Source organism: Blautia sp. OF03-15BH (genome assembly GCF_003463065.1).
GTDB lineage: Bacteria > Bacillota > Clostridia > Lachnospirales > Lachnospiraceae > Limivivens.
In genome coordinates, this window is the sequence record NZ_QSCM01000002.1 from 276,523 (window position 1) to 295,312 (window position 18,790).

An 18,790-nucleotide genomic window follows, 5' to 3' on the forward strand; every position below is an offset into this window, starting at 1 on the left:
CTATCTGCCTCTGTGAAACAGGCCGGATATTTTTGAGAGAAAGCCCGTTGTCTGTTCAAATTCCAGAAGCGGCACTTCTTCACCGAGTATCCTGCGGCATACATTGAAGAAAGCCTGACCTGCCTGCGTATCGTCTCCTGCCAGAGGTTCTCCCTGATTTGTCGAAATGACCACTTCCTCATCATCCGGAACTGCTCCAATGAGGTTTACTGCAAGAATTTCCACCACATCTTCCACAGACATCATCTCCCCGCGGCGTACCATATCGGGACGGATCCGGTTGATCAGAAGATCAATGTTCCGAAATTCTGCGGCCTCCAGAAGACCGATGATCCGGTCTGCATCTCGGATAGCGGAAACCTCAGGAGTTGTTACTACAATGGCCCTCTCGGCTCCTGCAATGGCATTTTTAAATCCCTGCTCGATCCCGGCCGGACAGTCCAGAAGGACATAGTCAAAATGCTCCTTCAGTTCTTCCGTCAGTTTGATCATCTGTTCCGGTGTCACGGCTGATTTATCCCTGGTCTGGGCAGATGGAAGAAGAGACAGCTCCGGACAGCGCTTGTCTTTGATCAGAGCCTGCTTCAGACGGCAGTTTCCTTCGATCACATCTACCATATTATACACAATACGGTTTTCCAGTCCCAGAACCACATCCAGATTCCGAAGACCGATATCGGTATCAATGACCACGGTCTTTTTCTTCATGCGGGCCAGTCCCATTCCAATGTTTGCTGTGGCAGTGGTCTTTCCAACGCCGCCTTTTCCCGATGTTATCACAATGACTTCACTCATAGTTTTGCCTCCGATTTCCATCTCATTCATTTACAGTTCTGGATATCCTTGGTACTTTGCAATTATACGGAAAGTTCGCCCAGTATTTCCTGTGAAATGGGTTTTACATAAATATGATCCTCTTTCACATATGCGATCTTCGGATCCAGCTTATATTCCGCATCATCTACCCGTTTTGTGATGGCACTCCGGGCCATTTTATCTGCGATCTTGACCTGTATCGGTTTCATGACAAGAGCGGCCACAAAACAGTTCCTGTCACCGGTGGCTCCTGCATAGGCAATTCCTCTGAGAGAACCCAGGACAACGATATTTCCTTTTGATGTCACATTGGCGCCCGGGTTTACATCACCGATGATCACAATGCTGTGTTCACTCTCCAGAACCTGTCCGGACCGGAGTGTGCCGCGATAGAACCAGCCGTCTTCTGCATCTTTTTCCTCCATGGCTTTATCCACCGCCTGATGGAAAAGCAGTTCTTCCTTCCTGTCCTCATCAATGATACAGAGGATATGAAGCCCGCAGCTGTCAACGATCGTCTCCACCACCTGTTTTTCCTCTGCCTGCGTCAGTGACCGCCCGCGGATGGTCATTGCCATCTTGGCATTTTTGAAAAATTTTGCAGATTCCTTAAATTTATCTTCGACGTCTTTTATCAATTCCTCAAAGGGAAGATTTTCATCCAGAATAACAATCAGACCGTACTTATTGCATTTGATAATCACGGAATTGGTGTTCATTTTTCTCTGGCCTCCTGCTTTTTGTTTAATCCTGGTTACTGCCCTTTGTTACATTTTGAATTGCATTTCCTGCGGTACCGTCAATGATCGAGTCTTTATCCTTCAGATTGAAATAATAACACATGATGTCTTTTGCCACCAGTGCAGCATTTCTGGAGGAATAACCATTGGTAATACGGACTGCCATGGAAATCTCAGGATTTTCGTAAGGTGCATATCCGATAAATAATGCATGGTTTGCCTTATCTGTTCTCTGCTGGGCAGTACCGGTCTTTCCGGCTGCATTGAAATTATACTGCGTCTGCAGATCAGCAAAGATACCGTTTCCATTATTGATCGTCACATCATGCATACCTGCATGGATCGTATTCCAGAGGTCAGCCGGAAGCTCCAGCTGATGATGCACGACCGGATCCGGCTCTTCCTGCGTATTTCCGGTGGAATCTGTGATCTTGTCCAGAAGCGTCAGATCATAGCAGGTTCCGCTGTTTGCCAGAGTTGTCACATATCTGGCCAGCTGGGAAGTAGTAAACGCATTGTTACTCTGTCCCATAGCAGCACGTGTGGGGTCAGCAGTCGCGATCTGCGGATCCATCTCACTGATCTCGATACCACTGGTAGAATCAAAGCCATACATTTCTGCGTATTTATTGAGTCGGCTCATATCACCTACGTACTCTCCGTCCGCATTCTGACCAAGATAATAACCGACGGTATTAAAATAGAAGTTACAGGAATCACGGATTGCCGTTTCCATGGTTTCCGGACCATGGAACCCCCAGCCGTTCGCTGCGGAATAGATCCAGCAGTTGATGGGATTATCTTTTTCCACCAGGTCAAATTTACCGGTACAGTTGATCGTATCGTAAATGGAAATGACACCTTCCATGGCACCGGCGGTCGCTGTTACCAGCTTGAAGGTAGAACCGGGCGCCGTTACCTCCTGTGTCGCACGATTGTAGAAGGGGCTGGATTTATCCGTCCGGAGCTTTTCATAATACTTACTGTCCATGTTGTTCGCCAGAAGATTGTTGTCATAACTGGGATACGTTACACAAGCCAGTACATTTCCACTATCCGGATCGGTGATGACCACAGAACCGGAACAGGGTTCCAGAGCCAGCTGTGCCGGAGTCAGCTCCAGCTTGTAGATCTTGGAACGGATAAAGTCGTAGGCTCCCATGGTTCCGGCTGCGAGAGCCGCATAATCATCGTCATTTTTCTCCAGGATCCCCTGATCAAACAGCAAAAGACAAATATCCCTGCCGCTGAGCTGTTCCTCTTCGATCATATACTTATAAACCTGTCTGGTAAAAGCCTCATCTGTTTTCAGATAGTCAAAAATATAATCTGCCAGAGCATTATAGATTTCATCTGAAGCCAGATACTCGGAATCCAGCTGGAGCTTTCCGATATCGATCCAGTCCTTGCTGATGGCATAAGTAAGAAACTCTTTCAGGCTGATGGTCTCGTCTTCTCTCCAAGCCTTATAAGTCTCATCATTCTTGTCAATGGCATCCGTATCAAGAATACCCGTTCCATCCGCCAGCATATCATTCACAATATAGGAAGAATATGCCTTCATCTCATCTCTCAGATCCTGATAAGCCGTTGGCTGATCGGAGGTCAGTTCGCTTCGGATCTCAGAAAACACATTATCCTCTTTGGAGAGAAAAGCCTGATAAACCTGTTTTTCCAGATCACTCGCATCATCAGAAGAAAGATGATCCACATCCAGGATCTGGTTTTCAAAAAGCGCATAGTAAACTTCATAAACAGGAATCCGGATCTCATCGGAACCGGCACTCTCATTATCCACTTCCTTCGCATCTACCATATTCTGGTAGACGATAGCTGCAATATAGGATTCCAGAATATCGTAAGCTGTCTTCTGAAGATCGCGGTTGATGGTAAGCTGAATATTGCTTCCTGCTTCCGGGCTGACCTCAGCCTCTTCATCCACCACTTTACCCATATTGTCGACATAAACGGTCTGAGAACCCTTTTCTCCCTGAAGTTCCTTTTCGAAATGCTGTTCCAGTCCGGATTTTCCTACAATATCACCGTTTTTATAGCTTCCGCCGTCTGCATTGAGTGTTTCCATTTCCTCGGCGGAGATCTGACCGGTGTAACCGATCAGAGGGGCAAAATATTTACTGTCCTCATAAACACGGACAGAATCTTCTTCGACATCCACGCCCGGATAAAGATCCTTGTTTTCCATGATAAGAGACATGGTCTTTTCGCTCACATCCGTTGCCAGAGTCGCCGTTACATATTTCTGATAGCTGTTGGCAGCCACAGCACTCCGCATGGCAGCGAGTTTTAAGACTTCTTCGCGGGTGAAACTCTCCGGAAGACCATATGCTTCCAGCTCGGATCCCTTATAAGAAGAAAGATCCAGTCCGAATTTTTTCGCCGCACACATCTCCTCGATCATCTTTTCCGCAGTGGCATTCTTCTCTTCATCCGTCATGGCATCGATGGTCAGTCTTCCATAAATATCAGCCTTGAACCGCTGCAGATTAAACCCGCTTTTTGTAAAATAATAGCTTCCATTGTCATCCAGGCCGATGGCAAAACTACTGGTGTTGATCTCTTCCCCGTTTTCTTCCAGGATTTTTAAGATCCCGTACATGGAACTGTTCAGCGTCAGATTCTGTTCCTTCACGGTATCATAGCTTCCGCTGTCCGCAAAGGTAACCGAATAGGAAAGCCGGTTATATGCCAGTGGATTTCCATCACTGTCCAGAATATTTCCACGGGTACTTTTCAGTTCCCTGGTCCGTTTGATCTGCATGGTGAAATCTGTCTGATAGCTTTCTCCGTTTATGATCTGCAGATGGAAAAGCCTCTGGATCAAAATAAAGGCAAGAATGATAAGCACCAGGATCAGGATCAGGATCCTGGATTTTACCGCCTTTGACAGTGTACTTTTTACGTTATCAAACAAAGCTGCCTACACTCCTTTGTTCTGCTTTGTAAAGCGGACCTTCGCAATCCGCTTCGCTACTTGCTCCTGAACGCAGTCGCTTCTCGATCTGTCAGTGGGAGCTTTCAACCCCCACTGACAGAAGCCTCCCCCTCACCCGCCGCTTAGTGCTCCGCGCACTTAAAGCGAGGGAATGCTTATCTGCGTTCAAGTCTTCGGTTCAACAGTAACAACAACCGGTATACGACCAGTGTGACCACAACGGTATAGATCATCTCCGGGATGATCACTCTTCTGAGATAGAAGAAAAACTCCACGCGTCCCCGGAGAAGAAACTGGAACAGATACATGGCTGTACCATAACCGATATCACTCACAGCAATGAGGATAACCGGCATTTTTACATCATCATCGTAAAAAATACGGTAGCAGAAACCGCAACAGTATCCGATGATCACATAAAGAAGGGCGGTAAAGCCCAGGGCGCTTCCGAAAAACAAGTCCGAAAGGATTCCACCCAGAAAACCCACAAACATTCCCTCTCTTTTTCCTCTCATCAGACCAAACGACACCGTGAGGATCACCATAAGGTTCGGTGCGACATCTGCCACAGCAAAGGTACTCTGAAAAAGCGTGGACTGAAGCAGAAAGCAGAAGAAAATCAGCAGGATCATGATGATCCGTCGTCTTACTCTCATATCGCTTCCTCCTTTACTGTCCGTTATCAGCTGTCGTCGCCTCTTCCGGGGCAGCCGTCTCAGTGCTGTCCTCTGTGCTGTCATTTACCAGACCTTCTGTCTCTTTGCTGACAGCCTTTTTAAGGGAACTCTCTGCACCGCTCACCGCCTTCTGTTCTTTTATAACAAGAACCTCCCGCAGATGGCGGAAATCCACAGCCGGAGTAATATAACCGGATTTGGTAAGATTGTTGGAGTCCATGGAGATCTCACTGATGTAACCGATGAGGATCCCCGGAAGGAAACGGCTGCTGATATCCGATGTGACAACTTTATCTCCAACCGTTACCTTATCCCGGCTGTCTGTCAGTTTTACCAGATTGACCTTTCCCTCATCGATCAGCCGGAGATCCCCTGCAATGATACAGGTATCCTCTGTCGTAGTCACCATGGCGCTGACATTGCTGTAATCATCAATGATGGAACGTACGATCGCATAATTGGGTCCCACATCTGTGATGATCCCTACCAGACCACCATTGGAAATCACGTTGTTGTTTACCTCGATGCCGTCATTGCTTCCTTTATCGATGGTAAATACATTGAACCAGTTATCGGAGTCTCTGGCAATGACTCTGGCACCCACCTTGTCATAATCATACTGGGCACTGAGTTCCAGCTGCTTTTCCAGCCGCTCTTTCTCTTCCCTGTCAGCAAGCAGTTCTGTATTTTCAGCAGTCAGCTGGTCCACCTTTTCCTGCAGTTCCTGACATCTTGCGGCATAGTCTACATTGTTCTGCAGATAGATGCCTTTATCAGAGATCCAGTTTCCGACCTCATTCATCCCCTTCTGGATCGGCGTGATCACATAACCACTCACATATTTCAGCGGTCCGACTGACATATCTGATGCCAGGGAAAGAACCACCAGAGCGCAGCAGCCGATACAGAGTGTCACAAAAATGTATTTACTTTTCTTGGAGTCGTTGATTTTTTTCTTCATAGTCATTCCTTATACAGACCAGAGAGCTGTCTCTTCTGCTTCCTCCTTAAATAAGATTTCCTGCAAAATCCTTCAGTGAAAAGGCTGCATTTTTTCGAAGAGCTGAATCGTTCATGATCCGGACAAGTCCCCTGACTGTCGTAAAGATCGGATCGGAGACATTATAAACCGGAACCTCCAGCTCTTTTTGCATATAGATCGAAAGATTTGGCAAAAGGGAGACACCTCCTGTGAGATAAATGCCGTTTTTCCGGATGTTTTCCAGAAGCTGCGGCGGGGTTCTCTCCATCGTGGTTTTTACCACTTCCGTGATGGCATCGATCGTATCTACAATGGACACACTGACTGCCAGTGCCGGAATCGCCACCTGACGGGGCAGCCCAGTCACCGTATGGATCCCGAAAACGCGCATTTCAAGAGCCGGACCGTTCAGAAGATAGGCAAGCTGATTTTTCAGTGCCTCTGCTGTCTTTCGCCCGATACTCAGCTGGAACTGCTTTTTCACCATATTGATAATGTCCTCATCCAGCGTATGTCCACCCATACGGAGTGTTCTCTGAATGATCGTTTTTCCTTCGGAAATTACATAGATCTCTGTGCGGTCGCCGCCAAGATTTACTATCATATGACCTTCCGGCGTATCCAGAGGCATACCGATACCGGCAGCATCTGCCACACCCTTTTCCACCAGCATCACACGTTTGGCCCGGAGACGTCCGGAAAGGATCTTGTAATAAGCACGCCTTTCCACTTCCGTGATGTCTGTGGGAGCTGTCATATAAATATTCGGATGATGAGTAAAGACAGTAGAAAAATTTTTCATCAGATGGATCAGAATAGTCTCCTGGCTGCTCCCCTCGGCCAGTGAACCATTCTGGATCGGACAGCCGGCATAGATGTCTGCCGGAGCTTTTTCATAGATTTCAAAAGCATCCTGCCCGACTCCAATGAGTTCTGTCCGGTTCCTCACCGCTATCATATTTTTCTCACAAAGAAGTTTTTTCTGGTTTTTATCGCAGATTTTAATCGTATCGCTTCCGAGGTCTACTCCGCAAATACGTTTGAAAGACATATCTGTTCCCCTCTCTTTGCTGCTTTAAAAGCACCGTACACTTATTTTTTATCAAAAAAGCCCTGTTCTCTGAAGCTTATGTACTTTCGGTCTCCCAGGACCAGATGATCCAAAAGTTCGATCCCGATCATTTCTCCCGCTTTGCTGATGCGAAGCGTCAGCAGAAGATCTTCTTCACTGGGCGTCGGGTCTCCACTGGGATGATTATGGAGCATGATCACAGATACCGCATGAAAAGCCAGCGCTTTCAGAAAGATTTCCCGCGGCGAAACAAGCGAAGCATTAACGGTACCGACAGAAATGACGGCTTCTCCCAGAAAACCGCCCTTCGTATCCAGCATCAGGATCATCATACGCTCCTGCTCCGCATGCCGGAAATCTTCCATATAATAATCTGCAATGGACTTCGGGCTGTCAAAAGACAGTTCTTTTCGAAAAGGCTCTTTTGCGATCCTCCTGGAAAGTTCCAGAAGACACTTCAGCTGGATCGCTTTTACTCTGCCAATCCCCGGAACCTTCATCAGTTCCCGGATGCTCCTGTGATAAAGGTTCAAAAAACCCCCGCCGGAGTCCTCCTGGTTTAAAAGGAGGCGTGCCAGATCAAGAGAAGAACTTCCCTTTGTCCCTGAGCGCAAAAGAACAGCGAGAAGCTCTGCATCTGTCAGTGCTTCCGCTCCCCTGGTCTCAAATTTTTCATAAGGCTTTTCCTCTGAGGGCAGATCCTTCATAGTCTTATATTCTATCATAAATGCATCTGCTCTCCCGGCAGTCTTCCCCGCAGAAGATTTGGCAAAACAAACCTTTATCCCAATATCATATCATAAAAGAAAACGAAAGTACAGAGGAAGGATTCTTAAGAAAGGCATAAGTTTTTCACCACTGGACACCGAGAAGGGCAGCCACTCTTTCTGCCACTTTGACGCCGTCCATGGCAGCTGACGTGATGCCTCCCGCATAACCGGCACCTTCCCCACAGGGGTAAAGTCCCTTTACCGTACTCTCCAGATTCTCATCCCGCTCAATGTGCACCGGTGAGGAGGTTCTGCTTTCCACACCAGAAAGAATGGCATCCGGTCTGGAAAAACCGGGAATCAGGTGCTCACAGGAAGAAATCCCCTCCGCAAGGCTTGCCGCCAGGTACTCCGGAAAAATCCCCCGGACATCTCCGAACTGCCACTGTCCTTTATTCTGCGGTTCTACTTCTCCGAGAGTCTGACTCTTTCGGTTTTTGAGAAAATCACCAAACAGCTGCACAGGTATTTTTCCTTCTCCAGCCTGAAAAGCCGCCCGCTCCAGTTTCCGCTGAAATTCCATACCTGCCAGAATGGCATCCGAACCGAAATCCTCCGGGCCAACCGTGACAACCATGGCACTGTTGGCATTCCGTCCGGCCCGGCTGTGATAGCTCATACCATTGACAGCCAGCATTTCTTCTTCGGAAGAAGCATTTACCACATAGCCGCCGGGGCACATGCAGAAAGAATACATTCCTTTTCCGTTCTCCAGCTTCCGTGTGACTTTATAATCTGCAGCAGGAAGAACGCTTCCATGGGCGCGTCCGTACTGATTGCTGTCGATCAGTTCCTGCGGATGTTCCATGCGGACACCTACCGCAAAGCTCTTTGCTTTCATGAGTACGGGTTTTCCAAGAAGAACCCGGAATGTATCTCTGGCACTGTGACCAGTGGCCAGGATTACCTGGTCTGCATCCAGACGCTCGATCCCGTTGATCTCCACACCGGTCATCCGTCCGTCCTTGATAAAGAAATCCGTCACCTGGCTTCGAAAACGCACTTCACCGCCAAGAGAAAGGATCTCTTCTCTCAGTCTTGTGACCACCGTACGGAGAATATCTGTTCCGATATGCGGCTTATTGAGGTACAGGATTTCCGGATCTGCCCCCATTTCCACAAAGGTACGAAGAACGAAACCATTTCTGCCGGAAGGATCTTTCACGGCCGTATTCAGTTTTCCATCAGAGAAGGTTCCTGCCCCTCCCTCACCAAACTGAACATTGCTTTCCGGATCCAGTACACCTGTGTTCCAGAAGAGATCCACCTTTTTCTGGCGCGTTTCCACGGAATCGCCTCTTTCCAGAAGGATCGGCCGGCAGCCGAGACGGGCAAGGACCAGACCGGCAAAGAGACCGGCAGGTCCGGAACCGATGATCACCGGCCGTCTGGAAGGAGACTCTTTTAAGGGGGATGGAAGCTGATAAAGCTTCTTTTCAAAGGGAATGGTATTTTTCGGCTTTCTTTTCAGGACAGCCGCCTGATTTTTCACCTGGACATTGACCACATAACTGTAAAAAAGCTCCGGTTTCTTTCTGGCATCCAGCGAACGCTTGGCCACCTCAAAAGAAAGGATCTCGTCCTTTTTTACATGAAGCTTTGAAATAAGTGCTTCCAGAAGAGCATTCTTCTTATGCCCCACCGGAAGCTTCAGCTGCTGTACCTGAATCATAAATCTCCTTTCCCGGCAGAGCTGCCGGCTGCATAACCACTGGCCCAGGCCCACTGAAGATTATAGCCGCCACAGGGACCGTCCACATCCAAAAGTTCCCCGGCCAGGAAAAGTCCTTTCGTCTTTCTGGATTCCAGCGTTGTTTCCTTTACTTCCTGTAACGGAATACCACCGGCTGTCACCTGAGCCTGTTCAAAGGATCTGGAACCGGTAAGGTGCAGCCGCAGATGTTTGGACATCTTTATCAGAGAGCCTATTTTCTCCGGAACTGCTTTTTCTCCGGCTGCGGCTTTTGCCTCTTTCAGAAGAGCCTTCAGTACCTTCGCATGATAAAAGCCTCCCAGGATTTCCTCATACGTACCTTCCCGGTCTCTGACCCGTTCTGTCAGTTCGCTTTCCGTAAAATCAGGCAGAAGATCGATCTCTGCCTCTACCTTCTTCTTTTTCTGCAGAGCCCGGACCGCCTGCGAACTGAGCTGGAATACAGCGATGCCTGAAATCCCATAGCCGGTCCACTGAAGCTCTCCCTTCTCCCTGGCTATTGCTTTTCCATCGATCCGAAGAGTGATCCCTGCACGGCTCCGCACACCATCCAGAAGACTTCCAAACGGAAGCTTTGCCGTCAGGGGAACCAGGGCAGGAAGCGGCTCTGTGACCGTATGGCCGAGACTTTTCGCCAGCACATAGCCCATGCCATCTGATCCGGTCTGCGGAGCGGCCTTTCCGCCACAGGCAAGGACCACACGGTCTGCTTCATAATGCCAGCCTTCCGTTTTTATATAGAAACGATCCTGTTTCTTTTCAACGGAAACCACCCGTTCCCGGCATTTCAGTTTGATCTTCCGCCGTCTGACTTCCTGGAGCAGTGCGTTTACTACGGACTGCGCCTGATCTGAATACGGATAGATCAGGCCTCCTTCCCGCTCTTTCATGAGAAGTCCCAGATTTTCATAAAAGTGGACCGTATCCTCTGCCGGAAAGCCTCTTAAGATGCCATCTGCGGTCTCTGGAGCATCCGAAAAATACGGTGCTGCATTCTGGATCCCGCGGTTTGTGAGATTACAGCGGCCGTTTCCGGTAATGCTGATCTTTTTTCCCGGTTTATCCATTGCTTCCAGGACCGTCACTGCCGCTCCGCTCTTTGCCGCAGCTACGGCAGCCATAAGACCTGCCGCTCCGGCTCCGATGACACATACTTCCATCCTTTTCCCTCCTGTTTTTCTTATTCCGGAAGTGTTACCATACCGGCCTCCACCAGTTTTTCCAGAGACATGAGAATTCCAAGCTTTGCATGCGGATAGGTCAGCCCTCCCTGGAAATAAACGGCATAAGGCGGTTTGATCGGACCGTCTGCAGACAGTTCAATGGAAGAACCCTGCACAAAAGCACCAGCCGCCATGATCACATCACTGTCATATCCGGGCATCGCCCAGGGTTCCGGTGTAACGTAGCTGTCCACGGGAGCAGCAGCCTGAATGCCTTCGCAGAATGCGATCACGCCTTCCGGCTTGCCAAACGTCACTGCCTGGATGATATCGTGACGGCTTTCGCTTCCGTTCGGAACCACCGGAAAACCAAGAGATTCATAGATATTTGCAGCAAAAATAGCACCCTTCAGCGCACTTGCAGTTACGGTCGGTGCAAGAAACAGTCCCTGATAGAAAGCCTGATTGACCCCAAGTGTCGCTCCGACCTCCTTTCCAAGTCCGGGAGATGTCAGACGGTAAGCGGCATTTTCAATACAGTGCTCCGTTCCGACAATATAGCCTCCCACAGGAGCCAGACCGCCTCCCGGATTCTTGATCAGAGAACCCACGGTCATATCTGCTCCCACATCGGAAGGTTCGATGCGTTCCACAAATTCACCGTAGCAGTTGTCCACCATCACGATGAGATCCTTTCGGATGCCTTTCACAAAAGCAATCGCTTCGCCGATCTTGTCTACGGAAAGTGTCGGACGAGTCTGATAACCTTTGGAACGCTGGATCGCAATGAGACGGGTGTTTGGTTTGATGGCCTCACGGATCTTCTCAAAATCAAAGGAACCATCCTCTTTTAAATCCACCTGACGGTAGCTGACACCATATTCCTTCAAGGATCCCATAGACGGACGGATACCGATGACTTCCTCCAGCGTATCATAGGGTTTGCCGGAAATCGAAAGGAGCTCGTCTCCCGGTCTTAAATTACTGGAAAGAGCCAGGGCAAGGGCATGCGTTCCACAGGTGATCTGCGGGCGGACCAATGCGCTCTCTGTATGGAAAACGGAAGCGTAAACGGCTTCCAGCGTTTCTCTTCCAAGATCATTATAGCCATAACCGCTGGACTGATTGAAACATTCCGCGCAGACACGGTTTTTCTGCATGGCATGGATCACCTTGAGCTGATTGTATTCTGCCGTCTCATCGATGCGGTCAAAACGCTCCTTCAGAGCTGTTTCTATTTTACTGCCAAAGCTCAGGACCTCCGGACGGATACCGATCTCCTGATACATGGATTCTGTTGTTATCATAGCATTCTCTCTCTTTCTATATGCATTCCGGTCTTTCTTCCGGAAAGATTTTTCTGTTTTTTAATTCCAGGAGCATCGCCTCCAGGATTTTCTTTTCATCATAGGCAAAAGCATCTTTGTTGATCCAGATCACATCCCGTTCCCGCTTGAACCAGGTGATCTGTCTCTTGGCAAAATGACGGGTATCCCTTTTCAGGATTTCCACCGCTTCTTCATAGCTGGTCTCTCCATCCAGCCAGGCCAGGATTTCCTTATAACCAAGGCCCTGCATGGAAACAAGCTCTCTTGTACAGCCCCGTTCCCGAAGCCTTTTCACTTCCTCCACCAGGCCGTTTTCCAGCATTTCGTCCACCCGCCGGTCGATCCGCTCATAAAGGAGAGGTCTTGGCGCATTCAGGACAAAATAGGCACTGTTGTAGGCTGCTTCTTTTTCACGCTCCCGCTGATTATGGATGGAGATCGGTTCTCCGGTCTGCTGAAAATATTCCAGGGCACGGATCACCCGCTTCACATTGTTGGCATGGATCTCTTCTGCCGAAACAGGATCCACGTTTTTCAACATCTCATGCAGGTGTTCAGCTCCCTTTTCTTCTGCCAGAGCTTCCAGGCTTTCCCGGTAAGAGGTGTCTTCCCCGTTTTCCGTGAAATCAATGTCATAAAGGATTGCCTGAATATAAAATCCGGTTCCGCCGGTAAGGATCGGGATATGACCGTTCCGATAAATGCGCTCCATGGCCTCTTTCACCATCTTCTGAAAACGGACAACGTGAAATTCCTCTTCCGGATCCAGGACATCGATCAGATGATGCGGGACTCCGTCCATCTCCTCTGTCCGGATCTTTGCCGAACCGATGTCCATTCCGCGGTATACCTGCATGGAATCTGCGGAAATGATCTCGCCTCCAATGGCTTTTGCAAGATGGATGGAAAGTGCTGTTTTTCCCACTGCCGTGGGCCCGGTAAGTATGACCAGTGGTTTTTTCATTCTTCCTTCCTCCTCAGACGATCCTCTTGAATTTTTTCTCCAGCTCATATTTGCTCATCGCAATGATGGTAGGCCGGCCGTGCGGGCAGTTATAGGGATTTTCCAGTGTCAGAAGTTCATCGATGAGTGCCTCGGCCTCTTTTTCCGACATCCGGTGATTTCCTTTTACGGCCGCTTTGCAGGACATGGAGGCGATCTTTTCATTGATCATATCTTCACTGACCCGTCCCGTATCCTTATCCAGACTGTCCAGCATCTCCAGAAATACTTCCTTTTCCGCAAGGCCAAAAAGATTGCCCGGAACTGCCCGGATAGAAAATTCATCGCCGCCGAAGGGCTCGATCTCAAAACCAATGGCTTCAAAATTCTTACTGTATTTATTCAGAAGTTCCTGTTCCTTCATGGAGAGACTGACGATCAGCGGCGGCGAGATCTGCTGCGCCGTATATTCTTTGTCCTTCAGACTCTTCATCGTCCGCTCAAAAAGTACCTTCTCATGAGCGGCGTGCTGATCGATGATATAGAGTTTCTCATGGAATTCCACCAGCCAGTAAGTATCAAAGAGCTGACCTATGATCCGGTGTTCTTTGATATGCTCTTTGGAAAGCAGTTTTTCCTCAAAGAAGTCCATTTGTTTTGGAGGTTCTGCTGATCTCGATGCAGAATCTTCCGCGGCCTTAGATGCAGGTGCTTCTGCCGGCATCGTTTCTGTTTCTGTGGAGGATGCCGTTGGCGCAGGAACTGCTTCTGTTTCTTTGGAAGATGTCGCTGCCACAGGAGGCGCTGCTTCCAAAGATGATGCCGGTGCAGTGGAAACTGCAGAAACAGGCTTTGTCTGAAGCTTCAGAGCAGGATTTTTGCCTTCTGCTGCCCACTTTTTCATCTCTGCCTGTTCGTCCACCTTCCGCTCTGCTGGCTTGAGAAGCTTCTCCGGGACCTCATAAAGAGATTTTGCAAAACCGCCTTCCTCCCTTAAGGAAGAATAACCGGAACGTTCCCGGAGCATGGACGGCGAAGAAGAAGGAGTTTCCTTCTTCATGGCTTCTCTTCTCTTCACCTCAAACGGTTCCGGAAAGCTCTCTTTCTTAGGCATTTCCTGCTTTGCCGCAGCTTCTTTTCCGACGCGGACATCCGGGATCATTTCCCGCCCGGTCAGTGCGTTTCTCACAGTTTCATATACCAGCCGGTACATACCCTCCTGATCTGAGAAACGAAGTTCCATCTTTGTGGGATGGACATTGACATCCAGAAGCTCCCCGTCCAGCTGGAAATGCAGGACGGTGAACGGATATTTGTGCTGCATCATAAAATTTTTATAGGCATCTTCAATGGCTTTGGAGATGATCGAACTCCGGATATATCTGCCATTGATAAAATAGTTTTCATAATTCCGGTTTCCTCTGGAAATGATTGGTTTCCCGATATAACCGGTCAGCGTTCCAAAAGCTGCCTCTCCATGGACCTCCAGCAGGTTTGCCGTGATCTCTCTTCCGTAGATCCCATAAATGATGTCCTTCAGATTTGCGTTTCCGGAGGTATGCAGCCTGTTCTGATTATTATTGATAAATTTGAACGAAACCTCCGGATGCGAAAGAGCCAGCCGTTCCATCAGGTCATTGATGTAACCGGCTTCCGTCTGCGGACTTTTCAGGAATTTCCGCCGGACCGGTGTATTATAGAACACATTCCGCACCTTAAAGGTGGTGCCCTCCGGTGCGCCGACTTCTTCCGGCTCCGGTGTCTTCTCTTCTCCGCCTTCAATGACATAACGGACACCGGTGAGTTCCCCCGCTGTCTTGGTGATCAGCTCCACCTGGCAGACAGCCGCAATACTGGAAAGTGCCTCTCCCCGAAAACCAAGAGAGGTGACACCGAAAAGATCCTCCGCTTTCATGATCTTGCTGGTCGCATGACGCATGAACGCTTTTTTTACCTCTGTAGGTGCAATGCCTTCTCCGTTGTCTGTAATCCGCACAAGGGTGGTCCCGCCATCCTTGATCTCTACGGTCACCGCATTGGAACCTGCATCGATGGCATTTTCCACCAGCTCCTTTACGATCGAAGACGGCCGCTCGATCACTTCTCCTGCTGCGATCTTATCAATGGTGTTTTTGTCCAGTACAGAAATCGTTTTCATGAATTACCCCACCTGTTTCTAAGCCGGTTCTGCAGCCGGTAAATGGTATTTAGTGCATCGATCGGCGTAAGCGTGCTCACATCGATCTCATCCAGTTCTTTTAAAATATCTTCATCACTGACGGTATCAAAAAGGGAGATCTGCTCCAGATCCACTTGATCGTATTTCTTCACCTTCGGCTTGTTTTTACTGCCAACCGCCTGGATCTCCCGGACCGTTGCCGTGATATCCGCATTGCTCAGCTCGTCTACCAGCTCTTTTGCCCGCTCGATAACGGAATCCGGAACTCCGGCAAGCTTTGCCACCTGGATACCATAACTCTTGTCTGCACCGCCTTTGACAATCTTTCGTAAAAATACAATGTCATCGCCCTTTTCTTTGACAGCAATACAGTAATTGTTCACGCCAGCCAGCTTTCCTTCCAGCTCCGTAAGCTCATGGTAATGCGTGGCAAAGAGTGTCTTCGCTCCCAGAAGCCTGGAATTGCTGATATGTTCCACCACAGCCCAGGCAATGGAAAGACCGTCAAAGGTACTGGTTCCCCGCCCGATCTCATCCAGGATCAGCAGGCTGTTGGAGGTGGCATTTCTCAGGATGTTGGCAACCTCCGTCATTTCCACCATAAAGGTACTCTGGCCGCTTGCCAGATCATCGGAAGCACCCACGCGGGTAAAGATCCGGTCACAGATACCAATTTTTGCGGAATCTGCCGGGACAAAGCTTCCCACCTGGGCCAGAAGAACAATCAGGGCTGTCTGACGCATATACGTGGATTTTCCTGCCATGTTCGGGCCGGTGATAATGGAAACCCGGTGATTTCCGTTATCCAGATACGTATCATTGGCAATGAACATATCGTTCTGCATCATCTTTTCCACCACCGGATGACGGCCGTTCTTGATGTCGATGATCCCTTTGCTGTTCATTTTTGGCCGGACAAAATCATTTTTTTCTGCCACAAAAGCCAGTGAAGTAAACACATCAATGGCGGCAAGCGCACGGGCTGTCGTCTGGATCCTCAGGACCTCTTTGGATATCCGTTCTCTCACATCTGTAAAAAGGTTGTACTCCATGGAGAACAGCTTGTCCTCTGCACCCAGGATCACATCCTCCAGTTCTTTCAGCTCCGGTGTGATATAGCGCTCCGCATTGGTAAGTGTCTGTTTTCTTGTATAATAATCCGGCACCATATCTTTATAGGAATTCGTGACCTCCAGATAATAGCCGAAGACTTTGTTGTATTTGATCCGCAGGTTTTTGATCCCTGTTTTTTCCCGTTCTCTCGTTTCCAGCTCGGAAAGCCACTGTTTTCCCTCTGTTTTGGCCTTGCGCAGACGGTCGATCTCTTCATTGTATCCTTCTTTGATGATCCCTCCGTCCTTGATGACAAGAGGCGGATCGTCCATGATCGCCCGGTCAATGAGACTGCATACATCCTCCAGCTCATCCAGACTGTCATGAAGCTCTCTCATCAGCGGTGACTGAAAGCTGTCCAGCAGATACTTGATCGGCGGGATCATGGAAAGAGAAGATTTAAAGGAGATCAGATCTCTGGGGTTGGCTGACTGATAGCTGATCCGGCTGCTGAGACGTTCCATATCGTAGACCGGATTCAGATATTCCCTGATCTCCTCCCGGGAGATCACATTTTCATTCAGCTCCTGTATGGCTTCCTGCCGTTTTTCGATCTCCTCGAGTTCGATCAGCGGCTGTTCCAGATAATTCCGAAGAAGCCGGGCACCCATCGCTGTCTTGGTCTTATCCAGCACCCATAGAAGACTGCCGCGTTTGTTCTTTTCCCGCATGGTCTCTGTCAGCTCCAGGTTGCGTCTGGTCGAACTGTCCAGAACCATATATTTTCCGGTCACATAGGGGGTCAGCCGGGTAAAATTAGAAAGGGAGGTCTTCTGTGTCTCTTTAAAATACTGCAGGATCGCTCCTGCTGCAATGACACCACAGTTATAGTCCTTCAGCCCGAGACCTTCCAGCGAATCGGTCTGAAACTGTTCTTTCAGCGTCCGTTTGCAGAGATCGTCATCAAAATACCAGTCTTCCAGACCATAAATGCTGGTTCCGAACCGCTGTTTCAGATCCTCTGTATCCACACCGCTCACCAGAAAGGACTGGTTGCAGATGATCTCCGTCGGGGTGAATTTTGTGATCTCATCCAGAAGCTTTCTCTGATTTTCCACCTCTGTCACCAGATAATCGCCTGTACTGATGTCTGCAATGGAAATCCCGTATTTATCGGCCGTGCAGACAATGCACATGATATAGTTGTTTTTTGATTCATCCAGCGCCTGTGCATTCATATTGGTGCCTGGCGTCACGATCCGGATCACTTCTCTTTTCACCAGGCCTTTGGCAAGCTTCGGATCTTCTACCTGCTCGCAGATAGCGACCTTATGTCCGTTGCTCACCAGACGGTTGAGATATCCGTCTACGGCATGATAAGGAATGCCGCACATGGGTGCACGCTCATCCAGTCCGCAGTCTTTTCCCGTCAGCGTCAGTTCCAGTTCCTTAGATACCAACTTTGCATCCTCAAAAAACATCTCGTAAAAGTCACCCAGACGATAAAAAAGGATACAGTCTTTGTACTGTTCCTTTGTCTTCACATACTCCTTCATCATAGGTGTCATTTCTTTACTTTTCATATATGCTCCTAAATTCTCTTCTGTCTTTTTCACTTCATTTTCTTCACTTTTCCGGTCCACTGACCTCAGGACCCAGAAACACAGATGCAATTTTATCATGAAACATGCAAACTTGCAAGAATTCCGGCAAAAAAGGTTCCGGTTGGTGTTGGATACCGTTTCTCATAGAAAAAGCAGCCCCGAAGGACTGCATTTATAATCCATATTTTTTCAGATCCACTTTTCCGTTGACCACTTCGATCCCATCCGCTTCCAGCAGTTTTCTCTGTACCTCTTCTCCTCCAAAGGCAAATGCGCCTGCCAGTTCTCCTTTGGAATTTACTACCCGGTAACATGGAATATGATCGGGATCCGGATTCTTATGAAGCGCATTTCCCACGGCTCTTGACATTCTTGGATTTCCTGCCATCTCTGCAACCTTTCCATAAGTTGCAACACGTCCTTTTGGAATCTTTTTGACCGCCTCATATATTCTCTTCGTCGGACTGTCCGTTACCAGATCATAGCTTTCGGCTATCATTCTTTTGATGTCTTTATCCGGTATGCTTCCATCCAGGATAAGCGTATTCCAGTGTTCTTTATTCTGATGATATCCTGCTGTTACAGCTTCATAGGCACTCCGCCAGAAATCACGCCACTCCGGATCTGCCTTGACATTCAGATTTACATACCCGTTGCGGTCATAGATCCAGAGAAAAGCTTTTCTGCTTCCTTTTACCCTTACCAGCTGCCAGTTCTGATCATGGAAGGGTTTTTCCTCATAAGTATTCTGAAAGGATAAACCAAACTTCAGTACTTCTTCTCGTGTAATCATAAA

14 protein-coding genes are annotated in these 18,790 nt (G+C 48.6%); all 14 read right to left on the reverse strand.

Features of this window, described 5'->3' with window-relative positions; translation table 11 throughout:
* The gene (gene minD / locus DXA57_RS04130; RefSeq protein WP_117764887.1) at window positions 1-795 is read right to left on the reverse strand and encodes a septum site-determining protein MinD; all 795 of its coding nucleotides are present in this window, start codon (window positions 793-795) and stop codon (window positions 1-3) included.
* Between the two features lie 62 nt (window positions 796-857).
* Entirely contained in the window at window positions 858-1,535 is a 678-nt protein-coding gene (locus DXA57_RS04135; RefSeq protein WP_117764889.1) for a septum site-determining protein MinC, read from the reverse strand.
* Window positions 1,536-1,560: 25 nt separating this feature from the next.
* Window positions 1,561-4,488 carry a penicillin-binding transpeptidase domain-containing protein gene (locus tag DXA57_RS04140; protein WP_117764891.1) on the reverse strand — a complete coding sequence of 976 codons (2,928 nt, stop codon included), beginning with the start codon at window positions 4,486-4,488 and terminating at the stop codon, window positions 1,561-1,563.
* A 176-nt stretch (window positions 4,489-4,664) separates the two neighbouring features.
* Window positions 4,665-5,165, reverse strand: a complete 501-nt coding sequence (gene mreD / locus DXA57_RS04145; protein ID WP_117764892.1) for a rod shape-determining protein MreD — start codon at window positions 5,163-5,165, stop codon at window positions 4,665-4,667.
* Window positions 5,166-5,178: 13 nt separating this feature from the next.
* Window positions 5,179-6,147: a rod shape-determining protein MreC gene (gene mreC, locus DXA57_RS04150; RefSeq protein WP_117764982.1), complete on the reverse strand. Its 969-nt coding sequence runs from the start codon at window positions 6,145-6,147 to the stop codon at window positions 5,179-5,181.
* 46 nt (window positions 6,148-6,193) lie between these two features.
* On the reverse strand, window positions 6,194-7,219 hold the full coding sequence (locus DXA57_RS04155; RefSeq protein ID WP_117764893.1) for a rod shape-determining protein: 1,026 nt from the start codon (window positions 7,217-7,219) through the stop codon (window positions 6,194-6,196).
* Window positions 7,220-7,260: 41 nt separating this feature from the next.
* Entirely contained in the window at window positions 7,261-7,965 is a 705-nt protein-coding gene (radC, locus tag DXA57_RS04160; protein WP_117764894.1) for a RadC family protein, read from the reverse strand.
* A gap of 127 nt (window positions 7,966-8,092) precedes the next feature.
* On the reverse strand, window positions 8,093-9,682 hold the full coding sequence (locus DXA57_RS04165) for an NAD(P)/FAD-dependent oxidoreductase (protein ID WP_117764895.1): 1,590 nt from the start codon (window positions 9,680-9,682) through the stop codon (window positions 8,093-8,095).
* On the reverse strand, window positions 9,679-10,884 hold the full coding sequence (locus tag DXA57_RS04170; RefSeq protein ID WP_117764896.1) for an NAD(P)/FAD-dependent oxidoreductase: 1,206 nt from the start codon (window positions 10,882-10,884) through the stop codon (window positions 9,679-9,681). Before DXA57_RS04170 ends, DXA57_RS04165 begins: the two co-directional genes overlap by 4 nt.
* Window positions 10,885-10,904: 20 nt before the next feature.
* Window positions 10,905-12,194, reverse strand: a complete 1,290-nt coding sequence (locus DXA57_RS04175) for a methionine gamma-lyase family protein (RefSeq protein ID WP_117764898.1) — start codon at window positions 12,192-12,194, stop codon at window positions 10,905-10,907.
* Between the two features lie 16 nt (window positions 12,195-12,210).
* The gene (gene miaA / locus DXA57_RS04180) at window positions 12,211-13,179 is read right to left on the reverse strand and encodes a tRNA (adenosine(37)-N6)-dimethylallyltransferase MiaA (protein WP_117764900.1); all 969 of its coding nucleotides are present in this window, start codon (window positions 13,177-13,179) and stop codon (window positions 12,211-12,213) included.
* Window positions 13,180-13,192: 13 nt separating this feature from the next.
* On the reverse strand, window positions 13,193-15,316 hold the full coding sequence (gene mutL, locus DXA57_RS04185) for a DNA mismatch repair endonuclease MutL (RefSeq protein WP_117764902.1): 2,124 nt from the start codon (window positions 15,314-15,316) through the stop codon (window positions 13,193-13,195).
* Complete coding sequence (gene mutS / locus DXA57_RS04190) at window positions 15,313-17,973, reverse strand: DNA mismatch repair protein MutS (protein WP_330423190.1); 2,661 nt, start codon at window positions 17,971-17,973, stop codon at window positions 15,313-15,315. Before mutS ends, mutL begins: the two co-directional genes overlap by 4 nt.
* Before the next feature lie 193 nt (window positions 17,974-18,166).
* A complete protein-coding gene (locus DXA57_RS04195; protein ID WP_117764904.1) occupies window positions 18,167-18,787 on the reverse strand; it encodes a methylated-DNA--[protein]-cysteine S-methyltransferase in 621 nt (206 codons plus the stop codon).
* Between the last annotated feature and the right edge of the window lie 3 nt (window positions 18,788-18,790).